General features: G+C 37.2%; 12 protein-coding genes, 1 pseudogene and 2 other annotated features. All 13 genes and pseudogenes read right to left on the bottom strand.

Translation table 11 applies throughout. The features are described from left to right. Positions 1-2: 2 nt before the first annotated feature. The 13 genes and pseudogenes from LRP84_RS03210 to coaE all read right to left on the bottom strand — a co-directional run bounded on the left by LRP84_RS03210 (position 3) and on the right by coaE (position 11,767). Complete coding sequence (locus LRP84_RS03210; protein WP_098305295.1) at positions 3-494, bottom strand: dUTP diphosphatase; 492 nt, start codon at positions 492-494, stop codon at positions 3-5. Positions 495-890: 396 nt separating this feature from the next. Further along, positions 891-1,109 (bottom strand): annotated as a pseudogene (locus LRP84_RS03205) (zinc-dependent alcohol dehydrogenase); the annotation flags it as partial. Positions 1,110-1,132: 23 nt separating this feature from the next. Next, complete coding sequence (gene rplT, locus LRP84_RS03200) at positions 1,133-1,492, bottom strand: 50S ribosomal protein L20 (protein WP_230573755.1); 360 nt, start codon at positions 1,490-1,492, stop codon at positions 1,133-1,135. A 40-nt stretch (positions 1,493-1,532) separates the two neighbouring features. Further along, positions 1,533-1,730 carry a 50S ribosomal protein L35 gene (gene rpmI / locus LRP84_RS03195; RefSeq protein ID WP_020060080.1) on the bottom strand — a complete coding sequence of 66 codons (198 nt, stop codon included), beginning with the start codon at positions 1,728-1,730 and terminating at the stop codon, positions 1,533-1,535. 21 nt (positions 1,731-1,751) lie between these two features. Beyond that, positions 1,752-2,255 (bottom strand): translation initiation factor IF-3, encoded by a 504-nt coding sequence (gene infC, locus LRP84_RS03190; protein ID WP_020060081.1) that lies wholly within the window; start codon positions 2,253-2,255, stop codon positions 1,752-1,754. 62 nt (positions 2,256-2,317) lie between these two features. Next, positions 2,318-2,438, bottom strand: a sequence feature (ribosomal protein L20 leader region). Positions 2,439-2,639: 201 nt separating this feature from the next. Then, positions 2,640-4,571 carry a threonine--tRNA ligase gene (thrS, locus tag LRP84_RS03185; RefSeq protein ID WP_230573754.1) on the bottom strand — a complete coding sequence of 644 codons (1,932 nt, stop codon included), beginning with the start codon at positions 4,569-4,571 and terminating at the stop codon, positions 2,640-2,642. 50 nt (positions 4,572-4,621) lie between these two features. Then, positions 4,622-4,848 (bottom strand) — a binding site (T-box leader). Positions 4,849-4,880: 32 nt separating this feature from the next. Beyond that, positions 4,881-5,762, bottom strand: a complete 882-nt coding sequence (ytxC, locus tag LRP84_RS03180; RefSeq protein WP_230573753.1) for a putative sporulation protein YtxC — start codon at positions 5,760-5,762, stop codon at positions 4,881-4,883. Positions 5,763-5,912: 150 nt separating this feature from the next. Continuing rightward, entirely contained in the window at positions 5,913-6,851 is a 939-nt protein-coding gene (dnaI, locus tag LRP84_RS03175) for a primosomal protein DnaI (RefSeq protein WP_230573752.1), read from the bottom strand. A gap of 26 nt (positions 6,852-6,877) precedes the next feature. Continuing rightward, a complete protein-coding gene (locus tag LRP84_RS03170) occupies positions 6,878-8,281 on the bottom strand; it encodes a replication initiation and membrane attachment family protein (RefSeq protein WP_230573751.1) in 1,404 nt (467 codons plus the stop codon). A gap of 265 nt (positions 8,282-8,546) precedes the next feature. After that, on the bottom strand, positions 8,547-9,008 hold the full coding sequence (nrdR, locus tag LRP84_RS03165; RefSeq protein WP_098305307.1) for a transcriptional regulator NrdR: 462 nt from the start codon (positions 9,006-9,008) through the stop codon (positions 8,547-8,549). Between the two features lie 257 nt (positions 9,009-9,265). Beyond that, entirely contained in the window at positions 9,266-9,649 is a 384-nt protein-coding gene (speD, locus tag LRP84_RS03160; RefSeq protein WP_176524508.1) for an adenosylmethionine decarboxylase, read from the bottom strand. A gap of 377 nt (positions 9,650-10,026) precedes the next feature. Continuing rightward, a complete protein-coding gene (locus LRP84_RS03155; RefSeq protein WP_098305311.1) occupies positions 10,027-11,055 on the bottom strand; it encodes a glyceraldehyde-3-phosphate dehydrogenase in 1,029 nt (342 codons plus the stop codon). Positions 11,056-11,164: 109 nt separating this feature from the next. Then, positions 11,165-11,767 carry a dephospho-CoA kinase gene (gene coaE / locus LRP84_RS03150; protein WP_230573750.1) on the bottom strand — a complete coding sequence of 201 codons (603 nt, stop codon included), beginning with the start codon at positions 11,765-11,767 and terminating at the stop codon, positions 11,165-11,167. Between the last annotated feature and the right edge of the window lie 130 nt (positions 11,768-11,897).

The following is an 11,897-nucleotide window of genomic DNA, read 5'->3' as shown; positions in this document are numbered from 1 at the left end:
CATCAATACCCTTCTGTTTGACGCTGATGATTCACTTCGTTTTTATCTAAATATGCTTTTTCAATCTCTTCTTGACCAAAATCGAGTGCTTGTCCTAGGCGAAGATAGCTCGTAAACAATTCAATATAATTCGTAATAGACGGCTGTTCATTAAAACGGATTACTTTTGCATATGCATCTAAGAAAATTTCTACCTGTGTTTTATTTGTTATTGCACACTTATAAAATAAGAAATTTTTATCAATTCCTAAGTCAATTCCGATAGATAAAATAAAATGTAACCCATCTACATACTCTTCTAATACAATTGCACGCTCAGATGCTGGCTTGTTGCTCCAATATTTAAAGCAGCGTGTCTCGTTTGCAAGTTCTCCAATTTCCACAAGAAGCGCTAGCATCTTTTCTTTTAACAACTTTTTTGGCTCTAAATTATGTTCTCTCGCAATACGATCATCTAATTCTTTTTGTAATTTAAATAGCTGTAGTAAATCCAAAACGTACTCCTCCTTCAATATCCAATAAACATTATCCGATATTGTTCCATTCTAATGGTAAATATAAGAAAATAAGCAAGTTACATTCTTACATTATAACAGTGTCAGTTTCGCGTGGAAAGACATGATTGTCTGAAGTCAAACTCCCATTTCACAGCATATTTCATTCAAATAAAGTGAAACTTCCATCAGTGGGGGTCTTCTCCATCCCCTCTGATGGTTAGTTGAACCAATCGGGCGCATGCCAGCAATTTATCCCCCGCCTATCTTCTTCGGACTCCTCACAATCTTGAGGTGGGGGTCTTACTGCTCGCCAATAGCGGGATAAACATAAAAAGCCAGAGAATACCTCCGACTTTTTATGTTTATTCTTCTATATTATTGTATCTTTTATGCCTACTTTGTCATATCTAACACAACACGTCCATTAATCTTTCCTTCTTCCCTTTCAGAAAAAACATCGTTAATCTCATGAAGATGATGTGTTTCAATGATTACGTTTACTTTTCCTTCCGCAGCAAATTGCAGTACTTCTTGTAACTCTTTACGTGTTGCAACGATAGCACCAACGATTTTCACAGCATTTCATACTGTATCAAAAAAATCCTTAGGAACAATGTCCTAAGGATTTTTTATCATTACTTATTTAAAGCAGTTTTAGCAGCTGTTGCTAATTCAGCGAAAGCTTTTTCGTCATAAACAGCTAGGTCAGCAAGCATTTTGCGGTTTACTTCGATACCAGCAAGCTTAAGACCATTCATTAAACGGCTGTAAGAAAGACCGTTCATACGAGCAGCTGCGTTAATACGAGTGATCCATAATTTACGGAAGTCACGTTTCTTTTGACGACGGTCACGGAACGCATACATTAAAGATTTCATTACTTGTTGGTTAGCAACTTTGTATAATGTATGTTTAGAACCGTAGTAACCTTTTGCTAATTTAATAATTTTTTTACGACGTTTACGAGTAACCGTACCACCTTTTACTCTTGGCATATTATTTCCCTCCTAGATATCTATCTGAACAAAATATTAATTACATGTTGTCAAGCATTTGACGAATACGTTTGAAGTCACCAGCGCTTACTACACCAGCTTTACGTAATTTACGTTTAGCTTTTGTAGATTTGTTAGCGAATAAGTGGCTTGTGTAAGCGTGAGAACGCTTTAGTTTACCAGATCCTGTTTTTTTGAAACGCTTTGCAGCGCCGCGGTGAGTTTTCTGTTTAGGCATAGTGATTTCCTCCTCTATTTATTACTTATCATTTTTCGGTGCTAAAACTAAGAACATACTGCGTCCTTCCATTTTTGGCTTAGATTCAATTGTACTAACTTCAGCACAAGCTTCAGAGAAGCGATCTAAAACACGTTGACCGATTTCTTTATGAGTAATAGCACGACCTTTAAAGCGAATAGACGCTTTAACTTTGTCGCCTTTCTCCAAGAATTTAATAGCATTACGAAGTTTTGTGTTAAAGTCATGTTCATCAATTGTTGGACTTAAACGTACTTCTTTCATACTAATGATTTTTTGATTTTTGCGCTGCTCTTTTTCTTTCTTTTGTTGCTCAAAGCGGAATTTTCCGTAGTCCATAATACGGCATACTGGTGGTTTCGCATTTGGAGCAACTAATACTAGATCAAGATTTACGTTTGCAGCCATATCTAATGCTTCTTGACGAGACTTAATTCCAAGTTGATCACCATTTGCACCAACTAAACGTACTTCACGTGCACGAATTTGCTCGTTAATCATCATGTCCTTGCTAATAGTAAGCCACCTCCAAGGTTTTATGGGAATACGTTTTGGGAAGGCAGAACCCAAACAAAAAAGTGCGGGTATATGACACCCACACTTGTAATATCTTAAGTAAGAAATACATTTACCTGGTAACTGCTTTCGCGTCAATCAGGTGAGAAGCGGGTGCTTCTACTTGTTCCACAAATCCGTATTCTATTATCCTTGATGATTCTATCATAGGACGTGATGCGTGTCAAGAAGTCAAACTTCTTAAGTAGCAACAAAAAATATTGTAACAAACAAAACGAATACATGCAACATTTTTTTATACAAAGCGAACTTTGGTTCTTATTACCAAACAAAAACATACAAAAAAAGCCGCGGACGAACCGCGACTTTTTCTTATCGTTTTCCTTCAGCTTTAATTAGGTCAACGAATGCATCTAACGAGATTGTTTCTGATTTTTGTTCACCATATTTACGTACGTTCACACCAGTTTCAGCAACTTCATTGTCACCTACTACAAGCATATACGGGATTTTTTGCATTTGTGCCTCACGGATTTTGTAACCGATTTTTTCATCACGAGTATCCACTTCAACCCGAATGCCAGCACGTTGTAATTCTTCTTGTACTTTCTTCGCATAATCTAAATGTACTTGCGGAGAAACTGGAATTACTTGCACTTGAACTGGTGCTAACCAAGTTGGGAATGCACCTTTATATTCTTCGATTAAGAAGGCAACAAAGCGTTCCATAGTTGATACAACACCGCGGTGGATAACAACTGGGCGATGATGCTTACCGTCTTCACCGATGTAAGTTAACTCAAAGCGTTCTGGAAGTAAGAAGTCTAATTGTACAGTTGAAAGTGTTTCGTCTTTTCCAAGCGCAGTACGAACTTGCACGTCAAGTTTCGGACCGTAGAATGCCGCTTCACCTTCAGCTTCATAGTACTCAAGACCCATTTCATCCATAGCTTCTTTTAACATGCCTTGTGCTCTTTCCCACATTTCATCGTCATCATAATACTTTTTAGTATCCTCTGGATCACGATAAGATAAGCGGAATGAATAATTTTCTAAACCGAAGTCTTTGTATACTTCTAAAGTTAAGTTTACAACGCGTTTTAATTCTTCTTTAATTTGGTCTGGACGAACGAAAATGTGCGCATCATTTAAAGTCATTCCGCGTACACGTTGTAATCCTGATAGTGCACCAGACATTTCATAGCGGTGCATTGTTCCAAGCTCCGCAATACGGATTGGTAATTCACGATAGCTGTGGATATCGTTTTTATAAACCATCATATGGTGAGGGCAGTTCATTGGACGAAGTACTAATTCTTCATTATCCATTTCCATTGATGGGAACATGCCATCTCGGTAGTGATTCCAGTGACCAGAAGTTTCATAAAGCTCTCGGCTTCCTAATACTGGAGTATATACGTGGTCATATCCTAAGCTTGCTTCTTTATCAACAATGTAACGCTCGATAATACGACGGATTGTTGCACCTTTTGGTAACCAAAGTGGTAGACCTTGTCCTACTTTTTGGCTATTTGTAAATAGTTTTAACTCTTTACCTAATTTACGGTGATCACGCTCTTTCGCTTCTTCAAGAAGACGTAAATGCTCGTCTAATTCTGCTTTTTTCACGAATGCAGTACCGTAAATACGTTGTAGCATTTTATTATTGCTATCGCCGCGCCAGTAAGCACCTGCTACGCTTAGCAATTTGAATACTTTAATCTTCCCTGTAGATGGAAGGTGAACACCGCGGCAAAGGTCGAAGAATTCACCTTGTTCATAAATTGAAATAACCGCATCTTCCGGAAGATCGTTAATTAATTCTAATTTTAGCTCATCGCCAATTTCCTCGTAACGACGAAGTGCTTCAGCACGTGGTACTTCATGACGAACGATTTCTAAGTTCTCGTTCACAATCTTTTGCATTTCTTTTTCAATTTTCGGGAAGTCCTCAACTGTAATCGCTTCTTCCATATCGATATCGTAGTAGAAGCCATTTTCGATTACTGGACCAATTCCTAACTTCACATCTTTATATAAACGCTTTAATGCTTGTGCTAATAGGTGGGCTGTTGAATGGCGTAAAATGTACAGACCATCTTCAGAATCTAATGTAACAATAGAAATTGCACCATCTTGCTCAATCGATGTACGTAAGTCTACCATTTCCTCGTTTAATTTCCCTGCGATTGCTTTTTTCTTTAAGCCAGGACTAATAGAAGCAGCAATGTCTTCTGTTGTTGTTCCTTTTGGAAACTCCTTCACAGCTCCGTCTGGGAATGTAATTTTTACTACATCTGCCATCTTTGGTCACTCCTTTTTCATAGTCAAAATAAAAAACACCCGTCCCTATAAAAAGGGACGAGTGTTGAATTCGTGGTTCCACCCTTGTTCCAGCTAACGCATTGCTAACTGCTCAAGTTCATTTTAACGGCATTTACCGTCAGCAATTACTAGAATTTCGTTCACTGCTGAAGTTCAGAGGTGGTAAGTAATAATCTCGTATTAAGAAGCTCACAGCCTAAGGCTTCCCTCTCTGAGAATCGTAGATAATAACTCATGTCCTCATCGTAACATTTCAATATATTTTCATGTATGTACGTAATTATATGCTCAAAAATTTAGAAAATCAAGGGCGTTCCCTTTATTTTTATAATTTTTCACATTCTTTTCAAATTCATGAAGCGCATATAGTTGTACTCTCTCTTGAAACACATTTTGAATTGTCACAATCATATTATGATCTTGCTCTTTCGTATACAGATGAATTGTTTTAGGCGAGATTGAAAGAAGCGGCGCCATAATATTCGGATCGATGTACAAGTCTTTTTGAGAGAGTAATTCTTCTTCTATATACTGAACAAGTTTATCTTGTTTTAAACGAGCTCCCTTTTCATCATAAAAAATAAAACTGTCATCAAACACAAGATGCAAGCATGACAAACGCGACTTTCGGCTGCTTACTTGCTGCCGGAGCGTTTCCACAAACATTTGATACTCTTGTTCTAACTTATATTCATCTATCGCCATCTCTGTAGTGCGATATAAAAATTCATTGTACTTTCTCAAGCGAAAACGAATGTATGCTTCAAACGAAAAAGACATCGTATCATGCATCCACCCCCGCAAGGAAGAAACTACCAATTCTTTCCCTCTTTGTTTAGAAGGTGCATCTGTTAGCCCCTTACGTCTCCCATTTAAAATAGAATGAGCCATATGTAAAATTTGAATTCGTTCTTCTCGCTCTTCATAGTAAAACTTCTCTTTTAAAATATCACTTATCCATTCATCTTGTTTTGTATTTATAATATATTGAACAAGTACAGGGATAACCACTCGATCAATGTAGCATGATTCTTGTATTGGTATATGAACAATCACCATTTGTTCATACAAATAAATGCTTATTTCTGCATATATATCATCTGTCCGTTTTTTCAGCTCTTTATATATAACAATAGCATCATTTTTTTCTTCAAAGCAGATTTCAATCACTTTTGTCCCCCCTTTTATAATCCTTGCTATTTCCATATATATTAGGGGGATGTACAAAAAATGATACAAGCGTAAAGTAATTTATCATTCAAAGTAGTGCTTTATTATATTTCCTTCCAAAAAATAAAGAGCAAGCTCGCTGCTTGCTCTTTACGTATGCCGGCGGTTTTTCCCACCAATAGGAATCGGCTTCGCTAAATATTTGATACGCTCCATAATACGGGCCGCTTTCATTTCTTCTTCTTCTCCGCGCTGTGTATATGTTAAATGATGTTCCAACTGTTTAAAATCAAAGTTAGATGTAAAAAACGTCGGTAAGTTCTCCAGCATACGAAATTGTAAAATTGCTCCAAGTACATCATCGCGCACAAAGCTCGACATCGCTTCTGCTCCAATATCATCTAACATTAATACTGGTACACGCTTCACTGCATCAATCTTTTCACTAATTGTATTATTTTGCAATGAACTTTTAATTTCACGCAAAAATTCTGGTAGATACACAATCATAGAACTTATTTTTCGCAACGCCATTTCATTGGCAATTGCTCCTAAAAGATAAGTTTTCCCTACACCAAATGGTCCATGAAAGTATAGTCCCTGCACTTTTTTTCCAGGCTCATATGCACTTAAAAATTCATTAGCCGCACGAATTGCCTGAAACCGAGGCTCTAAATCTGATGGGTCTAAATTTTCCATAGAAGCTTGCAAAATATCACTTGGCATATACACACTTTGAATTAACTTCTCATGTTTCTTCCTCTCATCATAAGCCACTTTTCTTACGCAACGATCATATTGAATATCAATCATCTTACCTTGAATGATAAGCTTTGGTTCATATCCTTGAATCATGTTTTTACATGACTCTAAGTTCGGACAATCTTCACATCCAACACTTTGTCCAATGTACTCATATAACTTCACAAGGCTGCGTTCTACCATGGACGTTGTCACTTTACCTTGATGCTCTTCTATAAACTTTTTTATACGCGGATGCACCATTACCTCTTGTTTTAATACTTCATATCTATTCTTAAAATTTTCATTTTGCATTAACTTCGCAAATGTATTTTGAATTGGTTCCATTTCTTCACCTCAAAGGGAGCTCTCTTCTATTCGTTTCGCTTATATTTTTTTAGCTCTTCCTCTAACTTTTTACGCTCTTCTTCTAATTTTTCATGACCTTCACTGCGATTCGATTGTTCAGCCAATTGTTCGCTCTCTTCAGCTTGTTCCTTTAACCAATCTGGTACAAGTTCTTTACGAACTGTTTTCTTCGTCGTCTTTCCTTTTTTCTTTGTTTCTGCCCATTCTTGATATTGACGGTTTTCCTCTTTCGCAAGACTCATCGCTTCCGTTACCGTTGTAACTTTTTTACGAGCCCAATGTCCAGCGATTTTTTCCACGTACGATTTCGCTAGCTTCATATCAGAACGAAGCATCACATAATAAATCAGCACATTTACAACGCCTGGTGTTAGCTTCTGATTCAGCATCACTTCTTCAATAATTTGCAAATCAGCTTTCGTCGGCTCAGCTCCGCCCGAAATTTCTTTTAATAACTCTCTTGGCGAAATTTCTTCTAACTGTTTAATGAGCATTTCTTCTTGTGTCGTCGGTTCTTTCTCTTTCATTGTCCGCGCATGCAGTGGCTGCGTTCGTTCACTAAATACCGGGAGCGCTTGTCCATTCTCAAATTGGTACCAATCACGCGCACCTTTTCGCAGTCGTTCCATATCAATTGTATGATGTTCCGTAACAGCACCAAGAACAATATTTTGCATAGATAGCGGATCAATCCCGTATACGTAAGCTAATGTCAGCACACATTCACGCATCTGTTCTGTAATGGCTTTGCGCGGAACGAGCGCTGATAATCCTTCTACAAATAATGAAAAATCAAAGAAATCATTCCAGAGCTGAGGTGCCTTGCCCTGCGCTCTGCTCGGCATCACAGTTGTATTTGGTATAAGCAGTTCTTCCTTGGCATACTCAACTTGTCCTGGATTAAACGAGCCAAACACCTCATTAAAGGATCGTGTCGTATTTTCATAAGAAACGAAGTCAAATTCTTCTTCTAAAAAATATTGCTTTACTTGATTGTATTTTGCCTTGCTTAAGCGGTTATATAAAAAAATACTTAATACAATATCATCAAAAAATTGCTTCGGCATGAGAGGTGGCTGTAACTCATAAATAAACATGCGAATATCTTTTTCTTTTTTCATATACACATTTAAAAGTCCAATTGCCTCTAGTTTCATACGTTCTTCATAAATATCTGGGAGCTGCATTTGCATCGTTACCATAATAGAATGGTGTGTATTTTCTCTTCCAAATAAACGATCCTGCTCCAATTCGCCCCACAATGTCATATATAAACTAAAAGCTTTACTACCGATTAGCGGTTGATATAGCATCGTAAGCACTTTACGGTCATAATTACTGAGCAGTCCTCTTGCGCTTACTTTATAACGGTCAATTGGCAGTAACTCCATCCATGACTGTCTTTCCATCCTTGCAAATCCTTTCTGTTATCCATTCTTATCATAAAGTGAAACTTCCATCAATGAAGGGAGCTTTTTCACCCCTCACCGACGGAAAGCTCTCACCAATTAGGCGCATGCCAGCAGTTATCCTCTACCTCTCTTCTTTATTTTCTCAGAATTTCAAGGTGGAGATCTTACGGCCCGCAAATAGCGGGATATATGTGATTTATATTTCCGTTTGTTACTACTTATCAGTGAAAAAAAGAGCTAATAGCTTACGCTTCTAGCTCTTTTATTTTCGTTCTTTTTGAAGTATATCTTTTAATTCTTCAATAAATACGTTCAAATCTTTAAATTGTCGATAAACAGATGCAAAACGTACATATGCAACATCATCAATATCACGAAGCTCTTCCATGACCATTTCACCAATCATATCGCTTTTTACTTCTGACATTCCTAAGTTACGCAATTCACGTTCTACATGTTGCGTAATTTCTTCTAGTTGTTTTAAAGATACAGGTCGTTTTTCACACGCTTTAATTAAACCGCGCAAAATTTTCTCTTTGTTAAACTCTTCTCGCATTCCTTCTTTCTTTACAACAATTAGTGGCGGCTCCTCGACACGTTCAAATGTTGTAAAGCGATTGAGACAACTTTCGCACTCTCTTCTTCTACGAATCGATCGCCCTTCGTCAACTGGACGCGAATCCAATACTCTCGTACCATTGTGAAAACAGGATGGACAACGCAATCCATTCACTCCTTTACAATTTAATTTTATCTTAACAAAACCAAAACATTATAAACAAGAATTTTCTCTTCTATATTATAAACCCTTAATCAAATATACTTATGTACGTTATTCTTTTTTATCTTTCTAATAACTAATTTACCCTTGTATAAAGTGAAACTCCCATCAGTGTGGGTCTTACTATCCCCGAATAGCGGATAAATTAAAAAGAGGTGTATTATACACCTCTTTACATTTTAAATCACTTATCTTCTTTTTTAAAGAGCTTTTGTCTCTCTTTGTTTAATTTCGAAGCTACCTGTACCACGAGGAAGTTCAATGCTCTCTCTCGTTTTTGCGCTCAAACCTTCAGCGATGTACTCTGCAGCAACATTCGGATCAATGCGATCACCGCAAGTATATACATCAATACTTGCATAACCATGTTCTGGAAAGCTGTGGATTGTTAAGTGAGATTCAGAAATAATTACAACCCCACTTACACCTTGTGGTGCAAATTTATGGAAAGCAACCTCACGTACTTCAGCGCCTGCTCGAAGTGCTGCATCCACAAATAATTTTTCAATATAAGGCATATCATTAAGTTTGTCGAAATCGCAATCCCAAAGTTCCGCGATTACGTGACGACCCATAGTATCCATAGTATCCATTCTACAGTTCCCCCTTGTAAATTTAATCTAACTGTTCGAATTGAAAACTAATTTGCAATTTGGTTTGCTCCACTACCACGGGGGAAAGTTAGTCCAGAGAGGTCCTAACCCTTTAAGTAGTGACTACCACCTCAGCTCTTAAGTTTACGAATGTTAGTATACTTTGTTTATTTTCATTTTGCAACAACAGTTTTTTATTTTTTCGATGACACTTTCTCTTTTACTTTTCTCTGAAAAAAAAAGAAAAGATTCCAAATCACAGTAATTATAGCTCTTTTAGGCGATTTACAAAGAAAAAGCATATGTATTCTTTTCCTTTCATAAAAAAAAAGAAAAAGGCTAGCTAACGCTTGCCCTTTTCTCATCTATTAAATATGTTGTACGTTTTCTTGTTTCGCAAATTGATCTACAACAAGCTTTACAAGATCTACAACACGACGAGAATAACCCCATTCGTTATCGTACCAAGCAAGTACTTTCACTTTGCGCTCACCCATTACCATTGTAGATAAACCATCAACGATTGCGGAATGTGTATTTGTATTAAAATCTATAGAAACAAGAGGCTCATCACTAAATGCTACAATTCCTTTTAACGCACCGTTAGCTGCTGTCATGAACGCTTCATTAATTTCTTCCACTGTTACATCGCGCTTTACATCCACAACTAAGTCAACAAGAGACACATTTGGTGTTGGAACGCGAAGTGCCATACCATGAAGTTTTCCGTTTAGATGTGGAAGAACTTTTGCTAACGCTTTCGCAGCACCTGTCGTTGTTGGAATGATAGATTGACCACATGCACGCGCTCTGCGTAAATCTTTATGTGGATTATCAATATTTTTTTGATCATTTGTATAAGCATGAACTGTTGTCATTAAACCGTTTTCAATTCCAAACTGCTCATCTAACACCTTTACAACAGGTGCTAAACAGTTTGTTGTACAAGATGCATTTGAAATAACGATATGTTTTGTAATATCAAGTTGTTCATCGTTTACACCAACAACAACTGTTACATCTTCATTTTTTCCTGGTGCAGTTAAAATAACATTTTTCGCACCAGCTTCTACGTGAAGACTTGCGCCTTCCTTGGAGTTAAACTTACCCGTTGCTTCAATTACAACGTCTACTCCCATTTCTTTCCAAGGCAATTCTCTTGGATCGCGGTTGTTTAAAAGGCGAATCATTTTGCCATCTACTAATAAATGATCTTCAAACGCTTCTACTGTACCATCAAATTTACCGTGAACTGTATCATATTTAATTAAATGTGCTAACGTTTCAGATGGGTAGCTCGCATTAATCGCTACAATTTCGAATGCGCTTTCTTTTATAGCTTGGCGAAACACCATTCTCCCAATACGTCCAAAACCATTAATTGCCACACGAATCATAATATGTTATCCCCCTTGATTGCGTTATACTATTTATCTCCAATCCCAATAATAGTATAACACAAAAAGAAGATATGTCACTAAACAATTTCATCATTTTTAAATTTTTTTATTTAATAATGTTCCATTCTTTTAAAATGCGACTTAATTGGGCTTTCGTCTCTTCCATTGTGCCATTATTATTAATCACTTCATCCGCTAATGTGATTTTATCTTCTAGCGGCATTTGCGAAGCAATACGGGCCTTTGCCTCTTCTTCTTTAAAATTGTTGCGCTCCATTAATCTTGTAAGCTGCGTCTCGCTATCAACATAAACGAGCAAAATTTTATCTACTAGACCTGTTAATTTACTCTCAAATAAAAGTGGAATATCGAGCACAACCGCTTGCGCTTTTTCTCTTATGTACATATCCTTTTGTGCATTCATTTCTTTTCGTACAGCAGGGTGAACAATGCCGTTTAATAGCAAACGTTTTTCTTCATTATGAAATACGATGCTACCAAGCTTCGGACGATCTAATTCTCCGTTTTCCCCCAGCACTTCTTTCCCAAATGCTGTTACAATTTCGTTATATGCTTCCTTCCCTGGTTCTACAACTTCCCTCGCAATAATATCTGCATCAATAACTGGAACATGAAAACCTTGAAACATTTGTGATACTGTACTTTTTCCACTTGCAATGCCGCCTGTTAATCCAATTACAACTGTCATCAAAATTCCCCCTTAAGAAAAGCTTAAGCATCCTGTTTAGCAAAACAAGCGCTGAAGCTAAACATCTTCAACTTTTATAAAGTGAAACTTCCAGCAGTGGGGTTCTCTTCATCTCCCACTGCTGGAGAGC

The organism is Bacillus rhizoplanae (genome assembly GCF_917563915.1).
GTDB lineage: Bacteria > Bacillota > Bacilli > Bacillales > Bacillaceae_G > Bacillus_A > Bacillus_A rhizoplanae.
Note: the sequence above shows the minus strand (reverse complement) of the source record. Positions and strands in the feature narration are given on the sequence as shown.